Source organism: Bacillus sp. 491mf (assembly GCF_900112415.1).
Taxonomy (GTDB): Bacteria; Bacillota; Bacilli; order Bacillales; family Bacillaceae_G; genus Bacillus_A.
This window is the reverse complement of the sequence record NZ_FOLV01000010.1, coordinates 60,260-83,048: the sequence shown is the minus strand read 5'-3', so window position 1 is coordinate 83,048 and position 22,789 is coordinate 60,260. Positions and strand designations below refer to the sequence as shown.

General features: G+C 35.1%; 21 protein-coding genes and 4 pseudogenes. 23 read left to right on the top strand and 2 right to left on the bottom strand.

The features are described 5' to 3' along the window. On the top strand, positions 1-531 hold a 531-nt coding region (locus tag BM211_RS27100), incomplete at its 5' end, for an RNA-guided endonuclease InsQ/TnpB family protein (RefSeq protein WP_256217088.1). A gap of 161 nt (positions 532-692) precedes the next feature. Beyond that, positions 693-1,343: pseudogene (locus BM211_RS12035) on the top strand (alpha/beta fold hydrolase); the annotation flags it as partial. A 67-nt stretch (positions 1,344-1,410) separates the two neighbouring features. Here the strand turns inward: BM211_RS12035 and adhP are convergent. After that, complete coding sequence (gene adhP, locus BM211_RS12030; RefSeq protein WP_090997495.1) at positions 1,411-2,454, bottom strand: alcohol dehydrogenase AdhP; 1,044 nt, start codon at positions 2,452-2,454, stop codon at positions 1,411-1,413. 516 nt (positions 2,455-2,970) lie between these two features. Between adhP and BM211_RS12025 the strand changes: the two are divergent. Further along, a pseudogene (locus tag BM211_RS12025) lies at positions 2,971-3,243 on the top strand (DUF4306 domain-containing protein); the annotation flags it as partial. Between the two features lie 210 nt (positions 3,244-3,453). Here BM211_RS12025 and BM211_RS12020 read toward each other — a convergent pair. Beyond that, the gene (locus BM211_RS12020; RefSeq protein WP_090997490.1) at positions 3,454-4,806 is read right to left on the bottom strand and encodes a patatin-like phospholipase family protein; all 1,353 of its coding nucleotides are present in this window, start codon (positions 4,804-4,806) and stop codon (positions 3,454-3,456) included. A gap of 1,057 nt (positions 4,807-5,863) precedes the next feature. Here BM211_RS12020 and licT point away from each other — a divergent pair. The 20 genes and pseudogenes from licT (at position 5,864) to BM211_RS11905 (ending at position 22,666) form a co-directional block, all read left to right on the top strand. Continuing rightward, positions 5,864-6,724 carry a BglG family transcription antiterminator LicT gene (gene licT / locus BM211_RS12005; protein ID WP_090997485.1) on the top strand — a complete coding sequence of 287 codons (861 nt, stop codon included), beginning with the start codon at positions 5,864-5,866 and terminating at the stop codon, positions 6,722-6,724. Between the two features lie 166 nt (positions 6,725-6,890). Continuing rightward, the gene (locus tag BM211_RS12000; RefSeq protein ID WP_090997482.1) at positions 6,891-8,813 is read left to right on the top strand and encodes a beta-glucoside-specific PTS transporter subunit IIABC; all 1,923 of its coding nucleotides are present in this window, start codon (positions 6,891-6,893) and stop codon (positions 8,811-8,813) included. 43 nt (positions 8,814-8,856) lie between these two features. Next, positions 8,857-10,293 (top strand): 6-phospho-beta-glucosidase, encoded by a 1,437-nt coding sequence (locus BM211_RS11995; protein ID WP_090997479.1) that lies wholly within the window; start codon positions 8,857-8,859, stop codon positions 10,291-10,293. Between the two features lie 31 nt (positions 10,294-10,324). Beyond that, positions 10,325-11,770, top strand: coding sequence for a glycoside hydrolase family 1 protein (locus tag BM211_RS11990; protein WP_305728498.1), 1,446 nt, complete (start codon positions 10,325-10,327; stop codon positions 11,768-11,770). Positions 11,771-12,171: 401 nt separating this feature from the next. Beyond that, positions 12,172-12,924: a class I SAM-dependent methyltransferase gene (locus tag BM211_RS11985; RefSeq protein WP_090997476.1), complete on the top strand. Its 753-nt coding sequence runs from the start codon at positions 12,172-12,174 to the stop codon at positions 12,922-12,924. A 422-nt stretch (positions 12,925-13,346) separates the two neighbouring features. Next, a complete protein-coding gene (locus BM211_RS11980; RefSeq protein ID WP_141771630.1) occupies positions 13,347-13,652 on the top strand; it encodes a TIGR04197 family type VII secretion effector in 306 nt (101 codons plus the stop codon). A gap of 34 nt (positions 13,653-13,686) precedes the next feature. Further along, on the top strand, positions 13,687-14,049 hold the full coding sequence (locus BM211_RS11975) for a DUF3958 family protein (protein ID WP_035437949.1): 363 nt from the start codon (positions 13,687-13,689) through the stop codon (positions 14,047-14,049). Then, positions 14,046-15,581 (top strand): T7SS effector LXG polymorphic toxin, encoded by a 1,536-nt coding sequence (locus BM211_RS11970; RefSeq protein WP_090997470.1) that lies wholly within the window; start codon positions 14,046-14,048, stop codon positions 15,579-15,581. The genes BM211_RS11975 and BM211_RS11970 overlap by 4 nt, the downstream gene beginning before the upstream one ends. Positions 15,582-15,600: 19 nt before the next feature. Then, positions 15,601-16,197, top strand: a complete 597-nt coding sequence (locus BM211_RS11965; protein ID WP_035437947.1) for a pentapeptide repeat-containing protein — start codon at positions 15,601-15,603, stop codon at positions 16,195-16,197. A 328-nt stretch (positions 16,198-16,525) separates the two neighbouring features. Continuing rightward, a pseudogene (locus tag BM211_RS27535) lies at positions 16,526-17,053 on the top strand (polymorphic toxin type 50 domain-containing protein); the annotation flags it as partial. Positions 17,054-17,069: 16 nt separating this feature from the next. Further along, the gene (locus tag BM211_RS11955; protein ID WP_035437943.1) at positions 17,070-17,408 is read left to right on the top strand and encodes a hypothetical protein; all 339 of its coding nucleotides are present in this window, start codon (positions 17,070-17,072) and stop codon (positions 17,406-17,408) included. Between the two features lie 370 nt (positions 17,409-17,778). Continuing rightward, positions 17,779-17,991, top strand: a pseudogene (locus BM211_RS11945) (CPCC family cysteine-rich protein); the annotation flags it as partial. A gap of 75 nt (positions 17,992-18,066) precedes the next feature. Beyond that, on the top strand, positions 18,067-18,648 hold the full coding sequence (locus BM211_RS11940) for a suppressor of fused domain protein (protein ID WP_035438022.1): 582 nt from the start codon (positions 18,067-18,069) through the stop codon (positions 18,646-18,648). A 19-nt stretch (positions 18,649-18,667) separates the two neighbouring features. Beyond that, positions 18,668-19,063 (top strand): ribonuclease toxin immunity protein CdiI, encoded by a 396-nt coding sequence (cdiI, locus tag BM211_RS11935; RefSeq protein WP_035437941.1) that lies wholly within the window; start codon positions 18,668-18,670, stop codon positions 19,061-19,063. 60 nt (positions 19,064-19,123) lie between these two features. Continuing rightward, a complete protein-coding gene (locus BM211_RS11930; protein ID WP_090997467.1) occupies positions 19,124-19,474 on the top strand; it encodes a hypothetical protein in 351 nt (116 codons plus the stop codon). Beyond that, positions 19,475-19,831: a hypothetical protein gene (locus tag BM211_RS11925; RefSeq protein WP_035437938.1), complete on the top strand. Its 357-nt coding sequence runs from the start codon at positions 19,475-19,477 to the stop codon at positions 19,829-19,831. A 132-nt stretch (positions 19,832-19,963) separates the two neighbouring features. Next, entirely contained in the window at positions 19,964-20,251 is a 288-nt protein-coding gene (locus BM211_RS11920) for a hypothetical protein (RefSeq protein WP_035437936.1), read from the top strand. A gap of 11 nt (positions 20,252-20,262) precedes the next feature. Next, positions 20,263-20,856: a pentapeptide repeat-containing protein gene (locus tag BM211_RS11915; protein ID WP_035437934.1), complete on the top strand. Its 594-nt coding sequence runs from the start codon at positions 20,263-20,265 to the stop codon at positions 20,854-20,856. Positions 20,857-21,267: 411 nt separating this feature from the next. Next, a complete protein-coding gene (locus BM211_RS27090; protein ID WP_051957423.1) occupies positions 21,268-22,182 on the top strand; it encodes a hypothetical protein in 915 nt (304 codons plus the stop codon). A 4-nt stretch (positions 22,183-22,186) separates the two neighbouring features. Further along, on the top strand, positions 22,187-22,666 hold the full coding sequence (locus BM211_RS11905; protein ID WP_090997464.1) for a DUF2247 family protein: 480 nt from the start codon (positions 22,187-22,189) through the stop codon (positions 22,664-22,666). The last annotated feature ends 123 nt before the right edge of the window (positions 22,667-22,789 follow it).

Genomic DNA, 22,789 nt, shown 5'->3' with positions numbered 1-22,789 from the left:
GTTCTTTCTAATGGTTCAGAGTTTGAAAACCCTAGATTTCTCCGTGAAAAAGAAAAGCAACTACAGAAAGCACAGCGAAAACTTTCTAAGAAGAAAAAAGGTTCTGCTAATTTCCTAAAACAAGCCCGGCGTGTTCGCAAGCTATATGAGAAAGTAGCGAATCAGCGCAGAGATTTTCTTCATAAACTCAGTTATAATTTAGCGAAAGAGCATTCTGTTATTGTTGTAGAAAATCTTAATATTCGTAACATGGTTAAAAATAGAAAATTATCGAAGTCTATTTCTGATGCTGGGTGGGGAATGTTTCGAAACATGCTTGCTTACAAATGTGAAAATCATGGCGGTGTACTCATTAAAGTAGAACCGCAGTATACTTCACAGGACTGTTCTGTTTGTGGGAATCGTGTGAAGAAGTCTCTCTCTATTCGTACTCACATTTGTACAAAGTGTGGAACGGTATTGGATCGGGACTATAACGCGAGCCGTAACATCTTACAAAAAGGATTAGAAGAATTGCTTGCCACAAACTAAAGTCTACAAACTGTAGGGCAAGGTTATGTCCGAACAGTATAATCTACGCCTGTGGAGACTGTGTAAGACGCAGTGGGACCCCCTACTATGCAACGGTCTATGAAACAGGAAGCCTCTTCTTCAATCAGACCGTAAGGTGGATAAGGAGGGGTTATTCACCAAATTGGGTAGTAGCATTACTTGAGAAGATTGGAAGAGAGACATTTCATATAGTAGCACATTCATGGGGGGCAAGTGTTGCACTTCACTACGCAGTGGAATGTCCGAAAAAGGTTCGTAAAATGGTTCTTTTAGATGGCGGTTATCATCATGGCGAGATGAATAGGAATTATTTTGCGGAATTATATAAAGAGGCGAAAGAGGGAAACGTTCCACCACGCTCGTTAGAAGAGGAAATTACCCACTACGAAAAAGATTTTGATGAATATATTTTTGATAGTAAAGAAGAATTTATCCAATCAGAAAAAAAGGCTTACAGCAGATGGTCACCATTGATAGAAAGTGCTGTGTATGATTTAATGCGAGAAGAAGATGGGAAAGTGAAATGGCACGCTACTGGTAATACGGCTAGAGGTGTAGTTAAATTTCAGTATACAGTGTATAAAACGTTGAAGTTGCACAAGGTTAAGAGTGACATACTCTTATTGTATTGTGATCTTCCTCATGATTATTTAAAAATAAGAGAATTGCAAGTTGCTGAATTTAAGAAACATATCGATATAACGACTAAGTTGTACAAAGAAACGGGGCATTTAATGCACTGGGATAGACCGAATGAAGTTTCTGAAGATGTTGTCAATTGGTTGAGATAACGAGAAAAAAGTACGGTGTTCAAAATTGAAACCGTACTTTTTGTTTTTTGATCATATTGTTTATAAATTATTTACAACCGCAATTACATTTGTTTTGTTTAAAGTCGATTACCATACGACCTTGGATCTTACCTTGTTCCATGTCTTCGAATACATTTTGTACGTTATCTAGTGGGCAAGTTTGAACAACTGGCACGACTTTGCCTTCTGCACCGAACATAAATGCCTCTTCTAGGTCCATACGAGTACCAACTAGAGAACCAACTACTTCAATTCCGTCTAGTACAAGTCGTGGAATGTTTAAGTCCATCGTTTCTACTGGTAAACCGACCGCAACTATTTTACCGCAAGCACGTACTGCATCAACTGCTGAGTTGAAGGCTACTTTAGAAACCGCTGTTACGACAGCAGCATAAGCGCCGCCAAGCGTCTCTTGAATCATTTTATCAGCAGGACCTTGCGTAATTGGATTGATTGTTATATCAGCACCAACTTCTTTAGCTAATGCTAATTTGTCGTCATTAATATCTACTGCAATTACCTTTGCACCAAATACATTTTTAGCATATTGGATCGCAAGGTTACCTAATCCACCACAACCGTAGATTACGATAGGTTGACCAGGTTTAATGCCTGATACTTTAATAGCTTTGTATGTAGTTACGCCTGCACATGTAATTGATGATGCCTGGGCAGGATCTAATCCTTCTGGTACTTTAACCGCATAATCAGCAGTAACGATACATTGTTCAGCCATGCCGCCATCTACTGAATAACCAGCATTCTTAACTTCACGACAGAATGTTTCTCTACCAGTTACGCAATACTCACAACGGCCACAAGATTGGAACATCCATGCGATACTTACACGATCACCAACTTTAAGTGAAGTAACATCATCAGCAATTTTCGTTACAATACCGATACCCTCATGACCAAGGATGCGGCCATCTGTGTTACCAAAATCATGATTCGCAACGTGTAAGTCAGTGTGACAAACTCCGCAATACTCTACATCTACTAATGCTTCCCCTGAGCATAACGGACGTAATTCTTTATCAATAACTTCAATGTTTGCTTTTTTGTTTTTATTAACGACTACTGCTTTCATATGTAATCTCCCCTTTAATGTGTTAGAAATGTAATGAGTTCATCTCACAACTTTTGTTCTCACTTATGGCCAATTATTGTACCAAGTTCAAGTGTTTACTCATCATTACCAATTAATCGTAACATGGAATTTGGAAAAAAATACTATGAAATATCGAACAAATTTTGAAATATTATGTAAAGTTTCATATTGGCACTTTCACGAAATATCGACCGCTTTTTGAAATATATCAGCGTTTTTCACAATATATCGGCGCTTCGACACGAAAGTGGTCAATCCGCTGAACTGAATCATATCGAAAAGTGAAGGAGCTGACTAAAAAGTCCACTTTTCGGTTAGTTCCTTATATATGAAAATACATACTAATTTTAGTATGTTTCAATTGATTAGACATGTGAATACATACTACTATATATGGCATCGGGGGATTTTTGTATTCATCTCATCATTTTTTATGTACACTGGAAATATTATGTTCCGTAAAAATTTGGATTAAATAACACAAGGAGAATATTTATGTTGAAGAAAAGTGCTCTATATTGGTTGCAGTATATTATTGTTTTGCTCACATTTATCATTACGTTTATCCCAACTAGTATCGTTGGTAGTAAGTTAATGATAGAGGATGAAAAGAAATATTTTGTATTTACTCCCCAAAACGCAACAGAATACAGTCAAATCTCTGAAATTGATAAAGTATTATTTGCTTTTTCGGTGCAACCAATTATAACTATAGTTTGTCTCCTTTCTCTTCTGTATTTGTTAACATTGATTATTATTGGTATTGTAAGAAGAATAAAAACGGATTCTAAAAAACAATAGATTAATATAAAGCGATTATAACCGGATTAATCAAAGAATGTACTATGTAACAGATACATATATGAAATGAAAACAAAAGCTGTCCTAAATCTGTTAGGGTTTTAGGTGGGGGGAGTTTAATTGTCCCCCACCTTATTCATATACTCTTTTTCGTAAGGATAATTTCCTTACCTTCACTCAATCTTCCCTCATATCATGAAGTTTTTGAAAAAGGCTGCCAGCTAAGCGATGTTTTCCACCTGACCGTAGTGTATCTGAAAGTTGTTTCATATCTTCCGATGCGAATGAAGGGACTGATATGTTTTGTAAACTCATCATATAATCTGGTAGTAATGTTCGCAGGGCAATGTCCATTCGAATTTCACCGGCACGTATTAATGTTTGAATTTCACTATCATGGAATCCATCCAAATCCGTTCGAAGTCCCGCTAATAATTTTTCGATATGTTCTTGTTCGGAAGGAGGCGAATAAAAATGGTAGTCTGGTAAGGAAGCATTGTCAGTATAAAAAGGGTTGTTGTTTGGATCGAATAAAGTTTGAATCGGTTTGCTAAGAATGAGTTGTAATCCTGGGTACGTATTGGGATCTAGATTGCGCAGCATTTTTCTTCTTAATGTCACAATTTGACTATTCGATGTATCGAAAATGCGTTTGTTTAATTCAAAATGTGTTGGTTTTTCAGTTTCTTTCCACTCTTTTTCAGCTGCAGAAGCATCTAACACCAAGTATATTTCATCGGGGTTTTTAGGGATAAATTTCATAGGTTCTTTTCGATGCTTTGCTAGATGAGGATAGCTATGTTTCGTATTATCAGATACGTCCTGATCTGATAATATCAATGGTTCCGTTCCAATATTATCGAAAACGCCTCCGTCGGAAAACCAAAGGGTGTCATATTTTTCTAATGGAATCCCTTGCATGCGATTGTCTGGATCGGTAAAGATTCGATCTGCTGCTGATAAAGACATAGGAGCAAATAATAACGGAAAAGCCGCTGAAGTAGCTACAGCATAAGAAACGGAAATATCATCTATTTGATTTGTTTGTCCTATATATGTGCCGTACATATGATCATTTGAAAAATAAAACATTCGCATCGTATCTAAACAAGTTGTATTGCAATACCAGGTAATCGGAAGGCTTTGTAGTTCCTCCATTCGGACTCCGCCGCAAAGGTATTCATCAAGTAATGTTGGAAGTGCGTTACTACATTTCTCCCGAAGAGATTTCAAAGATAAGATCTGCTTTGTAAAAGAGTCTGTAATTAATTTTGTGCGAAGATCGATTTGTCCTAGTTTAATTAAGGGAGTAATCACACGCTCTTCAAAATCAATCACATTTCGAAATTCGCCCCCTTTATATAAGGCAAGCATAATAGCTGCAGCAGTAATGCTACCTCCAGAAACAGAACTGATACTAGATACATGTTTGTCTAACTTACATTCAACTAGCCGTTTATATCCCCCTAATGCATAAAATGAAGCCCGAAACCCACCGCCAGAAAATGCTACTTTCAGTTTTTTATCCAAAACGAATTCCCTTCTTTCATTACTCAAATCTGTATATTTGAAATAATCTCCAATTGTCGGAGTAAGTATGCAGTGTATGTATATAATAGGAAGTTTTTGAAAAAATCGCTTACATGTCGGGGGGGGATTCTTCAATAGGAAGGATTGCTTTTCTTATGATTTGCCAAATGTATGCTACCAAATCGCTAGTTGAAATGTACAAGGGAGATGGGATCGTCCGGAGGGAAAAAATACGGCCGAAAGACTTTTGTAACATTTATGAAAGTAAATTGAAAGATATATATACTAAGATAAATGTATCGAAAGTAAGTCAATATTAAGCCGAAGTAAAAAAGTATAAGCAATGTACAGTATAATTTCATTTTTGTAATTTTGTCGAAGTGATAAAAGAAAGGGAGGGAGGATATAAATTATAAAAAAGTGATTACAGCAGCATTATATCAAGTTACTGCTGAATATAGTCTAAAGCAGTTGCTGGTGTTGTAAATAAAACAGTAAATTCACCTTTTGCACAGCTCTGGAAAGGTGGAGGCTATTATAGGATACAGCTACGACAGTTAACCCATCATCTACTTCCACAGGTGTAATTAAAACAGATGATTTAAAACTAGTTCGTTCAGATGTGTTAGAAAAATAAAATTGATCAAGCCGAGCTTCCCCCTCAAGCTCCTTAAAATAACAAAAACCCACGGAGAAAAAGCATGTTCTTTGTGGGTTTTGTTATTTTTTGAAACCTCGCTTCAAGATTGAGAGAGAAGAGAGGAAGATTACAATGTACACATATCATAAACAGAATCTTTTAAAGGGTGGAAAAGGAAAACACCGGACATATACAAATGCTTTTTACTATCATTCCCCAGTCCCCTTGACAAGTATAAAGTAATAAGATAAAGTAAAGAAAACGTTTACAAATTGAATTGTGGATTGTTACTGTTCGGCAGGCAAAACCTAAGTTTGTATGAGAATGACGAAATGGTTATTCTTGTGTCCAAATTTAGGTTTTTTTATTTCACTTTCAGCGCAGTCTACAAAATAATTCAATCGAGGACGAGTGCCAATGGAAATAAAAAAAATTTTAAATAATAATGTTGCTGTTACGAATAATGAATTGAATCAAGAAATTGTTGTCATGGGTAGAGGACTAGTGTTTCAGAAGAAAGTTGGAGAGGAAATTGATGCTTCAAAAATAGAGAAGACTTTTGTATTGGAGAAGCATGGAATTTCTGAGAAGCTTGCTAAATTATTGGAAGATACTTCTGAATTATATTTGAACATTTCTACGAAAATCTTGAACTATGCACAATCTCAACTTTCATATAAATTGGATGAATATTTATATGTTGCGTTAACAGATCATTTAAGTTTCGCAATTAGTAGGTATAAACAAGGGATTCAGCTAAAGAATGCATTGTTATGGGAAATTCAAAAGTATTATAAGCAGGAGTTTCAAATTGCTTTAAAAGCGTTGGATATGATTGAAAGTGATACAGGTATTCGGCTTGGGGAGGACGAAGCAGCTTCGATTGCCTTACATTTAGTTAACAGTCAGTTATCAAGTGAAAATATGGCGGCTGCAGTGCAAGCAACTGAAATGGTTAATAACATCTTGAATATTGTAAAATATCATTTCAAAATCGAAATAGACGAAAATTCAGTGAATTACGAGCGTTTTTTAACACATCTTCGTTTCTTTTCCATACGATTTATTCGGAAAGAAAAAGAGGCTGAAAGTAATGATCAATTTCTATATGAGCAAGTAAAACAGAAATATCAAACTGCATTTCAATGTAGTCAAAAAGTTAAGATCTATTTGGAGAATACTTATAATTGGGTGATATCAAACGATGAGGTCGTGTATTTAACATTACATATTCATCGGGTGACCAGTCGACATGAATTTCATCGTACATCAGAGTAAAGTAGTTTAAGAGATAAATAACTTCTCTTTGAAAATTAAATATTCGTAGGAATGTTACCATTATTGGGCATAACCTGAGTCAATGTGAATACACACACTATTTTTGTGTGCTCACATTGGCTCAGGTTTTTTATTTCTAAAAATATCATAGAAAGTAGGGAGCATCATGAAATATGAACAATTGGCAAAAGACATTATTGAAAATGTCGGCGGTAACGAAAATGTTAATAGTGTTGTTCATTGTATTACCCGTTTGCGCTTTAAATTGAAAGATGAAGGGAAAGCAAAGACAGATGTTTTGAAAAATATGGATGGCGTCGTCACTGTTATGAAAAGCGGTGGTCAGTATCAAGTCGTTATTGGAAATCATGTGCCCGATGTCTATAAAGCAGTTGTAGAGATTGGTAGTTTTCATACACAAGCACCTGTAGAAGCAGATGATAATAAAAGTAACGGCGTATTTAATACATTTATTGATGTCATTTCTGGCATTTTCACTCCGATTCTCGGTGTTTTAGCGGCAACTGGGATGATCAAAGGTTTTAATGCGCTGTTAGTAGCTTTAGGTTGGCTGAGTAATACTTCAGGGACGTATCAAATATTAAATGCTGTTGGCGATTCGCTGTTTTATTTCTTCCCAATCTTCCTAGGATATACAGCTAGTAAGAAGTTTGGCGGAAATGTTTTCATCGGTATGGCAATAGGTGGTGCACTCGTTTATCCAGCACTTTCCGGATTAACAACTGCTAAACCACTTTACACATTATTTGCAGGCACGATGTTTGAATCACCAATTCATATTACTTTCTTGGGAATTCCCGTTATTTTAATGAGCTATGCATCATCGGTTATTCCAATTATTCTTGCAACTTATTTCGGAGCAAAAGTAGAAAATGGTTTTAAAAAGATCATTCCAGATGTCGTGAAAACTTTCTTAGTACCGTTTCTTACATTACTTGTAGTTGTACCAATCACATTTTTAGTTATTGGACCAATTGCAACATGGGCTGGTCAGCTTTTAGGACATGGAACAGTTTGGGTTTATCAATTAAGTCCAGTAGTAGCAGGTCTTTTAATCGGTGGACTTTGGCAAGTGATGGTTATTTTTGGTCTGCACTGGGGAGTTGTTCCAATTGCAATCAATAATATTACCACTATGGGAGCAGATCCAATTCTAGCATTGATGTTTGGAGCTTCATTTGCACAAATCGGTGCTGTTCTTGCAGTGTGGTTAAAAACGAAACAACAAAAATTGAAAACGCTTAGTATTCCGGCATTTATTTCAGGTATTTTTGGTGTGACAGAGCCAGCCATTTATGGGGTTACTCTTCCTTTGAAAAAACCGTTTATTATGAGCTGTATTGCAGGAGCTATCGGCGGAGGAATCATAGGAGCAGCTGGTGCAAAGATATACATGATTGGCGGTTTTGGAATCTTTGGTATCCCAACTTATATTAGTCCAAAAGAAGGACTCACTTTTGCGTTTTGGGGGTTAATTATCTCAATTGTTGTTTCTTTCGTACTTGGATTTATTCTTACTTATTTATTTGGACTAGGCAAAGAAAAAGGAACTGCTGATGAAACAGCGGTTACACAAAAAGATGCTAATCGTGAAGAAACTGTGGTGAAAGCAAAAAGTACTGTGATTGCTAGCCCGTTTAACGGTGAAGTAATGGCTTTATCTACTATTAAAGATGCAGCATTTGCATCAGGTGCACTTGGAAAAGGAGTTGCGATTGAACCTTCAGAAGGTAAATTATTTTCGCCAGTTTCCGGAACAGTTTCTGCACTATTCCCAACAAACCATGCGATTGGAATTACAAGCGATCAAGGAGTTGAACTGCTGATTCATATTGGGATGGATACGGTTCAGCTTGGTGGAAAACATTTCACTGCACATATCGCACAAGGTGCTCGTGTAGAAAAAGGACAACTGCTTATTGAATTTGATATCGCGGCAATTCAAGCAGAGGGATATAAGGTGACAACACCAGTAGTGATAACAAATCCTGATGAATACAATCTAGTGATATCAGAAGGAAAGAAAATTACAGCTGGTGAATGTTTAATGGAGCTGGGGAATAAATAAGCGGGGAGTCATCTAATTTAAATAGAAGTAAAGGAGTGTTACTATGTCTAATTACGTATTTCCGAAAGGATTTTTATGGGGCGGTGCAATCGCTGCTAATCAAGCAGAAGGAGCATATTTAGAAGGAGGAAAGGGATTAACAACGGTTGATTTGTTACCAACGGGGGAAAAACGTTGGGAAGTTATGACGGGAAAAATCGATTCCTTTGAACCGATCGAAGGAGAATTTTATCCTTCCCATGAATCAATAGACTTTTATCATCGTTATAAAGAAGATATTGCATTGTTTGCCGAAATGGGATTTAAAGCGCTGCGTGTTTCGATTGCTTGGACGCGAATTTTTCCAAATGGTGATGAACTGGAACCGAATGAAGTAGGTTTACAGTTTTATGATGATGTATTTGATGAACTATTAAAAAATGGAATTGAGCCAGTTGTTACAATTGCTCATTTCGATGTACCTGTACACTTAGTTGAAAAGTATGGAAGCTGGAGAAATAGAAAACTTGTGCATTTCTTTGAGAAGTATGCCAAAACTATTTTTAATAGATATAAAGATAAAGTGAAATATTGGATGACGTTTAATGAAATTAATATGATTCTGCATTTACCATTCGTAGGTGCTGGCCTTGTATTTCAAGATGGGGAGGATAAGAAACAAATTCAATATCAAGCAGCGCATCATCAGCTTGTTGCAAGCGCACTTGCTGTAAAGGCCTGTCACGAAATCATACCGAATGCAAAAATTGGTTGTATGCTAGCGGCGGGGGCTACTTACCCATATACATGTAATCCAGAAGATATTTTCAATGCGATGGAAAAAGATCGTGAGTCCTTTTTCTTCATTGATGTACAGGTACGAGGCACATATCCGGGTTATGCAAAGCGATTCTTTAAAGATCATCATTTGACGATTGAGATGGAACAAGATGATGAAGCCATTTTGAAAAATCATACAGTTGATTATATTGGATTTAGTTATTATTCAAGTAGAACAGCAAGTAAAGATCCTGAAGTGTTAAAAAATATAACAAGCGGGAATGTATTTGGCTCTATTGAAAATCCGTACTTAGATAAATCAGAGTGGGGCTGGACGATTGATCCTAAAGGATTCCGAATTACAGCAAACCAGATGTATGATCGCTATCAAAAGCCTCTGTTTGTTGTTGAAAATGGACTTGGAGCTATTGATGAAGTAACTCCTGACGGGGAAATCAATGACGATTACCGGATTGAATATGTAAAACAACATGTTAAAGAGATGGGAGAAGCGCTCCAAGATGGAGTAGACATTATCGGCTATACAAGCTGGGGACCAATTGATCTTGTCAGTGCTTCTACTGGTGAAATGAAAAAACGTTATGGCTATATTTATGTAGATAAAGATAATGCCGGTAAAGGCTCTTTAAAGAGAATGAAAAAGAAGAGCTTTCACTGGTACAAGAAAGTGATTGAATCAAATGGAGAACAACTCGATTAACCAAATATTCTAAGTTTAGGAGTGGATTGGAATGGAGAAACAAATGAGAAAATTTCCTGAAGGCTTTTTATGGGGCGGTGCTACCGCTGCCAATCAGATGGAAGGCGGATTTCATGAAGGCAATAAAGGATTAAATATCGCAGATACCCTTCCAGGAGGAAAAGAACGACTTAAAATATTACAAGAGCCGGGCTTTCAATTTGAAATTGATAAAACAAAATATAGTTATCCAAACCATGAAGGTATTGATTTCTATCATCGTTATAAAGAAGATATTGCATTGTTTGCCGAAATGGGTTTTAAAGCTTTTCGAATGTCCATTGCTTGGACAAGGATTTTCCCAAATGGTGATGAACTAGAGCCAAATGAAGAAGGTTTAGCTTTTTACGATCGCGTATTTGATGAATTAGCGAAGTACGGAATTGAACCAGTTGTTACGGTTTCTCATTATGAAATGCCAGTAAATCTTGTAAAGAATTATGGCGGCTGGAGAAATCGTGAAGTGGTTACGTTCTTTGAAAGATATGTGAATGCGATTTTCAATCGTTATAAAACTAAAGTGAAATATTGGATGACATTTAATGAAATTAACAGTGGTTTAATTATGCCGATTATGGGTCTTGGCTTTTCAATTAAAAAAGAAGAGGATCAATATCAGCCGACTTTCCAAGCATTTCATCATCAATTTGTGGCGAGCAGCATTGCTGTAAAAGCTTGTCATGAGATGATTCCAGATGCAAAAATTGGTTGTATGATTATATTTGCACCAGTCTATTCATATGACTGTAATCCGAAAAATGAACTGTATGCACTTCAAGAAGAGCGCTTGTTCAATTATTTCTGTGCGGATGTTCAAGTACGAGGAGAATACCCAGCATTCATCAATTCTTATTTTAAAAAGCACGGTATTGAGCTGGAAATGCAAGAAGGGGATTTAGAATTAATTAAGAAGCATACAGTAGACTATATCGGTTTCAGTTACTACATGTCTCGTACGGAGAAAAAAGACAAGACTGAACAAGAAACAGCGCAAGGGAATATTCTGTCAGGTTTGAAAAATCCATTCCTGAAAGCAAGTGACTGGGGCTGGGAAATTGACCCAACCGGTTTAAGAATCTCACTAAACAAATTGTATGATAGATATGAAGTACCGCTTTTTGTAGTTGAAAATGGGCTCGGGGCTTATGATCAAGTTGAAGAAGATGGCACGATCAATGATGAATATCGCATCGATTATTTACGAGAGCATATTGCAGCAATGCGTGATGCGATACATGAAGATGGTGTTGAAATGATGGGCTATACGAGCTGGGGCTGCATCGATTTAATAAGTGCTTCAACAGGAGAAATGTCTAAGCGCTACGGCTACATTTACGTCGATAAACATGATGATGGCACGGGAACATTGGAACGGAAGAAGAAAAAGTCTTTCTTCTGGTATAAAGATGTGATCGCATCGAATGGAGAGAAGATGTAACGTTATTTCTTACGAAAGGAATGATTTAGCTCGGTGAATTGACTGCTTGTGTTTCGAATATCGTCGAAGAGTCTTTAAATCGTGTCGAAGCGCCGATATATTGTAAAGAACGGTGAGTATGCCGTTTCTTTTTTTTATCTAATAGTATGAATTTTACAATGTACACAAAAAATGTCATAGAGTATAATTAATATAAATCTTTCAAATGGGGTGAAGTGGATGGCTTTCCGTATTGTTCGAAGTAATTAGTTTTCGGGTTGGATAAAACGCGTACCAGCCATCAAGGGAGAAGTCTGCCCTTTTTCGGAAACGTAAACGGAGTCACTACTATTATTAAAATAGGGAACAGGCTTGATTTATAACCTTAGATTTTATACTCTTTTGGAAGGTGGACATACAAAATGAATGAATTAGATTACAAAAACTTTTATGATACAGTCGGAAGATCAAATGGTTGGGATTTTAGTAATCTTAAATGTGTAACGGAAGGTGCTACATGGGAGTTTTATGAAGAAGTAGTGAAGAGATGCAAACCCTCAGATGTGTTGCTTGATATTGGTACAGGCGGAGGAGAGAATGTATTAAACATTGCATCGACTGCTTTACTTATGATAGGAATTGATAATGCAAGTGGAATGATAGAAAAGGCACAGTCTAACTTGGAAAAATCACGCGTTTCAAACGTTAGATTTTGTAAAATGGAGTCTGAAGATTTGCTGTTTCCGCATTCCTTTTTTGACATTGTGTCTAGTTGTCACGCCCCTTTTGTAGCGGCAGAAGTAGCAAGAGTAATAAAAAAGAACGGCATCTTCTTCACGCAGCAAGTTAGTAAACATGATAAATTGAACGTAAAAGAAGCGTTTGGAAGAGGGCAATGCTTAGGGGAAAAAGACGGGACATTAAAAGAAAAATATGTTAGCGAGTTAAGACATGCGGGCTTTGCTGATGTGCAAGTCTTAGAGTATGATGTGATTGATTACTACGAAACACCTGAAGATCTCATTTTTCTATTAAAACACACACCGATCATACCGAGATTTGGTGAAACGAAAGAGGACTTTGACATTTTGCAAACATTTATTGCAGCGAACAAAACGGAAAAAGGGATCCGTACCAATTCAAAACGATTTATGATCATTGCTAGTAAATCTTAATCCTTGTTACATGAACAGGGGTGTTCATAATACATTACAAAAGCCGATTTCCATTGTTTATAGGAGAACGGCTTTTTTTGCATGCAGTTCAAAAGCCTAACTTGATAGCATTGTGGAAGTCCTCCATTTATTCCTATAACGTAAAACCTCAGTTATTAGTATTCTAATTTCTTCTTCTGAAAACCTTTTAAAGCTTGCCCAGTATCTAAAACTACATAATCCGTTGCCGAAGCGTTTGGCGGAGATGGAAACAGGATACATCAAATGAAATGCTTTGAGAAGGTACAAAAAAGAAAAATATACAATCATTGGAATTTTTTATATGATATAATTTTCATAGTTTACTAATTTATTGATAAATTCGAAATATTTCGAACGAATTCTGAAAGGCTCGACAGAAAAAGAGAGAGAGGATTCAAGTGATGGGACAATTTCAAAGTAATTTTCAAACGGCAGGACAAATCGCAACGCAAATGGGAACAGCTGCCAATACGATTCAAATTGCCACAAGTAGATCCATAACCAAATCGTCACGTACAACGTTATCCGTCAACGCCAAAGCACAAGAAGCGAATCAACAAGCTTTGGAATTAACGAAACAATTTTATAGCGCCTTTCAACAAGCCGTTAGCAACATTCATTCTGTAGCTAACGAGTTCGAGCGTATGGATAACGCACTTCAAAACAATTTTTCACAATTATCCTTTCATAAAAGCCCCTTTAACTGATACCTATGTGAACTAAAAAAGTAGGAGGGAAAAGATGAGTCAAGATATAGAGAAACAAATGAAGCAACTGAACGAAAAATTAAGAAGTCTATCTGAAGAACAATATCAAAATCAATGCGCGATTCAAAAGCAAGAACAAGCGGAAGTAGACTTTTATCAATGGAAAGGGCAAAGCTATCGCTTGTTTGACCGTATATTAGAAACTTGGCATAATGATAGAGAACTAGGACAATTCTTCCATAATTTGCGTCAAGATGCAGGGCAAATTGAGCGAAAGGTTACCTACGAATTGGAAGACCAAAAAGAAACGTTGCTAAAGGAAAAGCAAAACTTAAGTAACCTAGAAAATGATCTTCACCATCAGCGCCAAAAGTTAGCACTGGAGGTGAGATCATGAGCCTAGACATGTATCTAGGAGAAGTGCAATCTCAAACACAAAGTATGAATGCTATGTGCACTGCAACGATTCAAGGTATGGAACAAGCCATCAATTCGATTGACGCTTTTGTATTCGATGCTGTTTTGCAAGGGCAAACTTACGACAGTGCAAAAGCATTCTTCGCTCAAACATTCCGTCCTTTAGCGCAAGGGATTATTTACTTGTGTGAAGAATTGATCTATCAAAATGATGCCTTTCCAAACGATTTTCAATCCAAAGTAGCTTCAACAGATGTAATCGAACAAGAAATAGAAGAACAAATTCGGGGGATTGACCAAACGAAAGCAGGTATGGAAGTAATTAGTAATACCCTTCCCGGCATGCAAGCTATGATGGGTATTTTTGATTTAATGAAACAAAAGCTGCAAGAAAAGCTAAACCATCTGCGTGAATTCAATTCTACTTCTAGTAGTAATTACGATACAGCACTCCAACTAGCTGCGAGCATTGCGCAAGGTCTTGCGGAAGTTCAAAGCGGAAAAGGTTTTAGCCCCGCATCAGGAACATTTAGTACGCAAGGATTGAATATGGAGTGGACGGGGCCTATTCAAAAAATTGCAGAAGAGAAAGCTCGTGAAGCTGAAATTGAAAAAGAAATTGAAGAAGAAATGGCCTTAGAAGAACAAGAAGCCAATAAACCATGGTATCAAAAAACAGCTACCGCTGCTCTGGAATTTCTACAAGGTATTCCCGGATTTTCTCAAGGTTTTGACATTGCAATTGTCGAAAACGTTTTTGGATTAACACCACCTGTAAGTGATGAATTAGAAAACAGTACAAGCTATCAAGCTGGAAAGCTTACGGGACATGTTTTATCTGGGGCGTGGTCTATTGTAGAAATGTTTGCTGGTCTTACCCTCATAGGAGGCTCTAATTTTTTAACCCTAGCAGCGGGATTAGTGACTGCTGGGGGAGCAATACCAATTGCTGTCCCGGTTAATGGCGTTCTTACAGTAGCTGGAGCTACTGCTGCTGGCCATGGTGGATTTGTCTGGTATAATACAATTCAAAATGGTAAGGATACTCTTCAAAAATTCCAGTCTTCTGGTGGAGGAAAAGGAAGTAGTGGGGCTAACAAAGTTTCTAGAACAGCAGAAGAATTGGAAGGCTTAGCTAGAGATCCATCTCATGGAGGAAAAATAACTGAAGGTGCTAAAATTGAACGAGAAGTAGGATTAGCATTGGAAGAAAGAGGGGATTTGGGGCATATTGTCAGGGATTCCAATCCAAAAGGTGGAGCAGAGTTTATTGATAAAACTACTGGGAAAAAGTACGATGTAAAAAGCTTTAAATCTTATCCAAATGGTCAAACTTCTCCGAAAAAAGGCGCTTTTACTGTTGACAAAGCACTTAAAAATATAAAAAAGGAATTTGATAGAGGATATGATGTAATTATTAATACAACTGATTTAACGAATGAACATAAGGTAGAATTAATTAAAGCTTTGAAAGAAAAAGGGTGGATTAATAAAGTTATATTCTATCCGTAAAAAAGAGGTGAAAATTAAAATGAATATAGACTTAACTAAGAAATTAGAAAAACATAATTTGTTTGTTAAAAGCGCTGGAGATCATGGAGAAAAGTTAGTACTAGATGAATTTGATTTAAGAGAATTAAATTTTTATAATATAGATTTATCAGAAAGTATGTTAATTGATTGTAATTTAGAAGATATAAAGGTTGATAATGTAGATTTTTATGGTGCTGAACTGTATTCTTCAAGTTTTCAAAACTCAATTATTACGCAAAGTGGTTTTGTTAAAGCGAAAGCAGATTATACGTCATTTAGAAATACTAAAATATATGAAACTAACTTTTCTAAAGCAGACTTAATGGAAGTCGATTTTTCTTCAACAATTATTCAAGATAGTGGATTTGTTTTTAGCAACTTATATAAAGCAGATTTTAGTAATTCAGAGTTAACAAATGTGGATTTTGAATCAGTTTTCTTAGAGGAGACACTATTTAATCATACTAAATTAAGTAGTTTATTAAATTTGGAAAAAGCATTAATAAGATCCATTAATATAGGAACAGCTGATAATCCTGTAATTTTAGCAGAAAAAACAGCAGAAAAATGGTTGAAGGAAAATAGTAATTTGTAATTTACAATGATATGTTAGATATAATATGAAAAAATGAAACTTTAAAGAGCTAGACCAAGAAAAAGTGCTTGAGGATAATCAAAGTGCTAGTTCTATCATGTTAATGGGACATAGAGATTACGGTGGTTGAGATTGTTAAGATAGAATTAAACTAAGGAAAATCCGGCTCCCAAGAGCCGGATTTCTTCATTATCTAAACTACCTCACATATTCCTCATTAAAATACATCCAGATACCTTCTTTTAACCCACCACCATTTACAAAAATCCAATTTTCATAATCATAATGTACATCATATGCTCCAGGATTTTTAATCTGCTCAACAACAGCATCACCAATTGCTCTTCCAGCTAATGCAGTTCTTACATTAGCCGGAGCAGGTGTTGCTACACATGGTGGATTTGTCTGGTATAATACCGTTCAAAATAGTATTGATACTCTTCAAAGGTTCCAGTCTTCTGGTGGAGGTAAGGGTACGGTTAATCGTATACCTTCTTATGGAAAAGATTCTGTACCTAAAGGTCCATACCGTGAAGTACATGGTTACCCATTAAAAGTGAAAGCTGGAGCTCAAGAAAAATATATTCCTAATACACCTAACTACAAACAAGAGGTTGCAAATGGAAAAAACAAGAGTATTTTGTATGGTGATAATAAAACAGCACAAGAATTGCTTGATAAGTTTGCCAGGAAAGGTACAGTATTAAAAAACGGTAGAGAAAGAGTAGACTTTGGTCAAGTAATAGGGAAATACTATGATATGCAAACTGGGAAATATATAGAGACTACTAGAGGCATGATACATTATGGAAAAGATGGTGCGCACATAGTTCCTTCAAAACCATTAGAACCATAAGAAAAGGATGATACAAATGGAATATAATTCTTTAATAAAAACACTAGATGAGTATGGAGGTAGTAAACTGATAATAGAATGGCAAAGTGGATTAAAGATTATCGGTAAACCAGACACACTCTTTGAAACAGACAATGGGTTGGATGACGATGATGTGAATTATACAGAATATGATGCAGTTGCATTTCAAGTAAATCGTATTTTATCCCATCCTGCTACTAACGAAGGTAGTGTATATGATTGGTTAAGACAAGAGAGAAGTTCATTGGTTGAAATTTCTCTCTATGATGATCCACCAAGTGCAGTATTTTTAACCGAAGGAAAGAAAGTATGGGAAAGAGAAATACATAAATAATAATCGCTATTTAAACTTTGACCTTGATTGGCTTTTAGCCTTTCAAGGTTTTTTATAGTTATAAAAAGTTTTATAGTTAAATGATAAGGGTAAGAGTACTTTAGAAAAGCATGCTGAAAAACATGATTATGATTCATCAGAGGAATATCTACAGGATACAGAGAATTTTTTTGGGAAAATCTTCAAAATCAACAACTCAAATTTTTGTTTCTAATGAAGGGACATATTTTAGATATGACAATGCCATAAATGGGTTTGGAATTATTAACCAATATGGAGGGCATCAACATATTTCAAACCGGCAGATGGAATTGATTACTGGTTAAAACAAATTAAATTATATGCTCCAAAGTAAAGAGAGGTGGTTAAAATGACAGCAAAAAAATGTCTATGTTGTGGGTACTTTACGATTGAGGATGACTATGATATTTGTGAAGTTTGTTATTGGGAATATGATACAGTGGCACATAATATGCCAAATGTTGTAATTGGTCCAAATGGTGTTTCTTTAAACCAAGCACAAAAAAATTATAAAGGCTTTGGTGCTTCAGAAAAGAAGTTTATTGATGAGGTTAGAGCTCCTGAAGCAGAAGAATTCCCAGAAAATAATCTTGAAAACAAATTATTAAGAAGTATTAGCGAAGTGGAGGAGAGCATAATGGGGATACCAAATGAAAGTAAAATAATTGCTAAATCAGCTTTAAAAGCGTTTGGAGGTAATCCTGCTGTTTCTAAATATTGGGATGATAATGATATAAGTAATATAGATATTTTATCAACAGGGGATAGACCTTGTGAGGGTATTACATCGTATTCTACTATTGGCTTGTATATGCATTCAATAGGACGATCTATAGATGAAAAGTCTTTGCGAGTAGAAATTGTTGGTGCGAGTGCAACAGCTTATAAAGATTATGCAAATGTACTAGCAACATGTGCTTTTTGTGTAATCAACTCAAAAATGCCAATCTATCCAGGTCAAATATTTTTGGATGTGTTGAAGTTTTATTATCCTAACAGTGAAATGAAACATATGCTTTTTGTGCCACCATTTCTGTGGGAAGATCAGTTACAAACAATCGATTTTCTAGAGAAAAAAGTCGCGTGGTTGCTTTCAGTTCCAATATCAGAAAAAGAATATTTATTTGCTCAACAAAATGGTTCAGATAAGCTTGAAGACTTATTTGTGCAAAATGAGATAGACATTTTCAATATTGAACGAGGGTCTGTACTATTATAGATTAAGGAGTAGAGGCATAATGGAGTACAAATTGATTACCGATAAAAATGAATTAGATATTTTAATGAAGGATTATTTTTTTGAGATATCAGATGTTAGAAATAAATTGCAAGAAGCATTACATTATTTTAGTAAAAAAGAAGGTTTCGGAAGTGGTGGAAAATCAATTTTATTTGCAAATGATTTAGGTGAATCTGATGAGGCATTTTTTGAATTGCAAAATAACAAGGTATTGTTTTCTGTTAACCAAGCTACTTCGAGTGCTAATGAGGATAGTGAGGTATATTTAAGTTTTCAAGAGTTCTATGAATATTTGAAAGGCCAAGTAGAAAAAGTAAGCGCAGAGAAACCTGAAGAGAAAGAAGAATTAGAAAGGTTATTATTTCAAGTAAAACAAGGGTTATCAATAGAATGAACAAAAAATACGAATGGTTATCTAATTAATTGTAAAATAGGTAAAAAAATTAATAAAGCGTTGAAATCAAAAGATCCTGCATTAAAGATTGAAGGTGAAGTAGCAGATGCTATAAAAGAACGTGTAATAGCATTCAGAAAAAATATAGATACACCAAATGGTAGAATAGATGAAATTGATGTAGAAACAGATAAATATATTATTGATGCATTTAATGGTAAGAAATCTAAAGAATCATTTACATTTGCTAAGTATTTTGATGAAAGAGCACGATATATTAATCCGGAAGGGAGAGGTGTAATACTTTACGCACCAAATATATCACCTACAAAGATTCCAGGAATAGAGTTAACTGGAGTTAAAGTTATACAAAATCTTGAAGAACTTAAAAAGTTAATAGGAGGGAAATAAGTGAGCAGAAATTATCAAGTATTTTCAGAAGAGTTTATAGAAGACAAGGATTTAACAGACATAATCAAGGATTTGAATGGGTACAAAAATGATATTGGTGATTTTACAATTCAGAATAAAGATGCTTCAGTTTGGATAAGTTATTCAGGAAAAGGATTAGATAAAGATTATTATCAAGAGGAAATTGAAGAGGTATTATTAAATCATGATATAAAAATTAAGCGTGTTATAACTATAGAATTAAGTAGTGATGATAACTGTGAATTAATAGTAAATGAATTTTATATGAGACTGAGGAAAAAATATACTAAACTAATATTGATGAATCAAGATGGGGAATATTTTACTTCAGCATAAATATTCTATATTAACTAATAGAAAATTCATAGTTTATCCTGACTTAAAAGGGGAATAAACTTATAAAGTAAATTCAACAGAAAAAATTATACGTTTCACTATATAATTTTAATAATATAGCTAAAAGAAAAAGTGAAAATATTAAAGAAGCTGCTCCAATACAAAGGAGCGGAATTTATTAATACAACAACTGGTTTGAAATGGGATGTAAAAAGTTTTGAATCGTATCCTCATGGTTATACTTCACCTAAAAAAGGTGCTTTTACAGTTCAAAGAACTATGGATAAAATATACAAAGAATTTGACAAAGGTAATCATGTCATTATTGATATAAGAAAATTGGTACCTGAACATATTGGACAACTAAAAAAAGCAATTGATGAAGCAGGAATAGCAGATAAAATAATATGGTATCCATAAGGAGGAAGTAAATGGGGAGTAATGTTGCTAGTAAGTTTGAATTACACAAGAGATGGGTTGAGACAATTGGCGAAGAAGGAGATCAATTAAATTTAGATGAAGTAGATTTTAGAAATATAGATTGTTCTAAAAGTTTGTTAGAACAGTCATATTTGACAGGGTGTATCTTTGATGGCCTTAATTTAAAGAATGTTGATTTTCATGGATCAGTTTTATGTTCATCAACTTATAAAAAAACTAATTTAGATTCTTGTGATTTTTATAAATCAGATTTGGGATATACTAATTTTTCTTATGCAATTTTAAAAAATGTTAATTTCAGCAAATCTGATTTTTGGGAAGCACTATTTAACAATGCTAATTTAACAGAATGTAACCTGTCAGATACTAACTTCTCATCAACTGATTTTAGCAATGTAAGATTAAGTAATGTGGATATAAGTTTATCAAGATTTGAAAATACTTTATTTAGTGGAGCAACATTAGAAAATATCAAAGGAATTGAAGAGGCATTTTTTCATAGTATTAATATTGGTACATTGGAGCAACCCATCCTATTGGAACGAGAACAAGCAAAGAAATGGGTAATAGAAAATTGTTTGTAGTGATAGTAAAAAAAGTCAATTTAGCTACAAAATAATATAAATACACCGTAATGTAATTTAGACTTTAAAGGAACATGTAAAAGTATTAGAGAGCCATCCCCTTTGTATTGGAGCAGTTCTCTTCATTATCTAAGCCAACTTACATATGATTCATTAAAATACATCTAACCGCCTTCTTTTAACCCACCACCATTTACAAAAATCCAATTTTCATAACGATAGTGTACATCATATGCTCCAGCATTATTAATCTGTTCAACAATGACATCACCTGTGCTAGCATCTTCTCTAAGATTGATTCCTGTGCCAGATAATCAAACAACGTCTGCTGTTTTACCGTCTTTATTAATTTTATAAACATCAGCACGTAAACGGCGTAATTCATCGATAAAAGCTTGTGTACCAGCTTACATGTTGTCCATTGTTTTCACTTCAACGGCACCCGAGAATAATGCGTCAGCTTTACAAGAACAAGAAGCCAATAGACGATGGTATCAAAAAATAGCTATCGGTGCTTGGGGGGTTATGCAAGGTTTTATCGGGTTTTTTCAAGGTGCTGGTAATGCGATTTTCGAAAACGCTACTGGACTAAAATCATCTGATGATGATGAATTAGAAAGCAATCTAACCTATCAAACTGGAAAGCTTACGGGAAATGTCTTATCAGGAGCGTTGTCTATTGTAGAAATTTTAGGTGGTTATGCTCTTGTAACAGGATCTAATATTGGAACCGTATTGTTAGGAGGAATAACTGGTGGGGCAGCATTACCAATTGCTCTTCCAGCTAATGCAGTTCTTACATTAGCCGGAGCAGGTGTTGCTACACATGGTGGATTTGTTTGGAGTAAGACGGTTCAAAATGGTAAGGATACTCTTCAAAAAATCCAGTCTTCTTCGTCTGATGGTGGGTCTGTTAAGAAAGTTAAAGAGACTAATAAGCTTGATAAAGGAGGACATGGTACTAAGGGGACGGATGAACTTAAGCATCCTGTTTTAGATAATACTCGAGTGGGTAGTGCATTAAAAGATAATTTTTACCATAGCTTCAATGATATAATTGATAACTATGCAGTTGATGCTCAAAGATTTGATTTACCAAATAAAAAAGGGCATATGGATTCGTTGTATCAGATAGAAGGTTCAATGGTGAAGTATGACACGAAATATGTAAAGGTTAAGAATAACGCCCCTGAAGTGTTACAGACGAAAAAAACAATAAATGGCGTGTTTGAATGGGTGGTCGACCCTACGACTAACAAAGTAACACATAGAACATTTATACCTGACGGAAAAGTTACAGGAAAAATAAATCAGTGGGGGAGATAGAAGAATGTATACAGTTGAAATAATTAAGAAAAATGGATTTGATTGTAACTGGACTACTTTGTTTATTGGTAGACAGTTTAAGTTAATTTCTTCTTTAGAAGTAACAAATTATGCTGTTACATATCTAGAGAATAATCCTACTGTTAATGCTGAGGATATCCTTGAATTGGCGTGGGAACAAGCAGAAGATAAAGTAGATGATTTACTTAAAAGAATAATCTCTGACAGTTCTTCGGAAGTCATGAATAAAGAGTATCATAAGTGGCTATATAGCATTATGAAAGAGATATATAATAACTCTTCTGGTGATAATATGTTTAGGGATATTGAAAATATTTTTTCAATACTTAATACGCCCCAAAATATGTATGAATTTTTTAGAAAAGTATCGGATGCATTTTATTATCCTTCTGATTCAAAATATACAATAAAAGAACTTGTTGAGGAGTTTTTGGATACTGAGAAGCAACTAATACTAGATTAATTATTAATAAGAGAACGATGGACTAATACGCCATCGTTTTCTTTTAAGCGAGGCTACCGAGTGCGGATAAATAGCTTTTTATAAAGAGAAGTAGTGAAATTACTGCACATGATAAACATTATA

Bases quoted from the DNA above. Each gene is read 5' to 3' on its own strand.
- adhP (WP_090997495.1), bottom strand. From the start codon at position 2,454: ATGAAAGCAGTAGTCGTTAATAAAAACAAAAAAGCAAACATTGAAGTT.
- licT (WP_090997485.1), top strand. From the start codon at position 5,864: ATGGAAATAAAAAAAATTTTAAATAATAATGTTGCTGTTACGAATAAT.
- BM211_RS12000 (WP_090997482.1), top strand. From the start codon at position 6,891: ATGAAATATGAACAATTGGCAAAAGACATTATTGAAAATGTCGGCGGT.
- BM211_RS11995 (WP_090997479.1), top strand. From the start codon at position 8,857: ATGTCTAATTACGTATTTCCGAAAGGATTTTTATGGGGCGGTGCAATC.
- BM211_RS11990 (WP_305728498.1), top strand. From the start codon at position 10,325: ATGGAGAAACAAATGAGAAAATTTCCTGAAGGCTTTTTATGGGGCGGT.
- BM211_RS11985 (WP_090997476.1), top strand. From the start codon at position 12,172: ATGAATGAATTAGATTACAAAAACTTTTATGATACAGTCGGAAGATCA.
- BM211_RS11980 (WP_141771630.1), top strand. From the start codon at position 13,347: ATGGGACAATTTCAAAGTAATTTTCAAACGGCAGGACAAATCGCAACG.
- BM211_RS11975 (WP_035437949.1), top strand. From the start codon at position 13,687: ATGAGTCAAGATATAGAGAAACAAATGAAGCAACTGAACGAAAAATTA.
- BM211_RS11970 (WP_090997470.1), top strand. From the start codon at position 14,046: ATGAGCCTAGACATGTATCTAGGAGAAGTGCAATCTCAAACACAAAGT.
- BM211_RS11965 (WP_035437947.1), top strand. From the start codon at position 15,601: ATGAATATAGACTTAACTAAGAAATTAGAAAAACATAATTTGTTTGTT.
- BM211_RS11955 (WP_035437943.1), top strand. From the start codon at position 17,070: ATGGAATATAATTCTTTAATAAAAACACTAGATGAGTATGGAGGTAGT.
- BM211_RS11940 (WP_035438022.1), top strand. From the start codon at position 18,067: ATGGGGATACCAAATGAAAGTAAAATAATTGCTAAATCAGCTTTAAAA.
- cdiI (WP_035437941.1), top strand. From the start codon at position 18,668: ATGGAGTACAAATTGATTACCGATAAAAATGAATTAGATATTTTAATG.
- BM211_RS11915 (WP_035437934.1), top strand. From the start codon at position 20,263: ATGGGGAGTAATGTTGCTAGTAAGTTTGAATTACACAAGAGATGGGTT.
- BM211_RS27090 (WP_051957423.1), top strand. From the start codon at position 21,268: ATGTTGTCCATTGTTTTCACTTCAACGGCACCCGAGAATAATGCGTCA.
- BM211_RS11905 (WP_090997464.1), top strand. From the start codon at position 22,187: ATGTATACAGTTGAAATAATTAAGAAAAATGGATTTGATTGTAACTGG.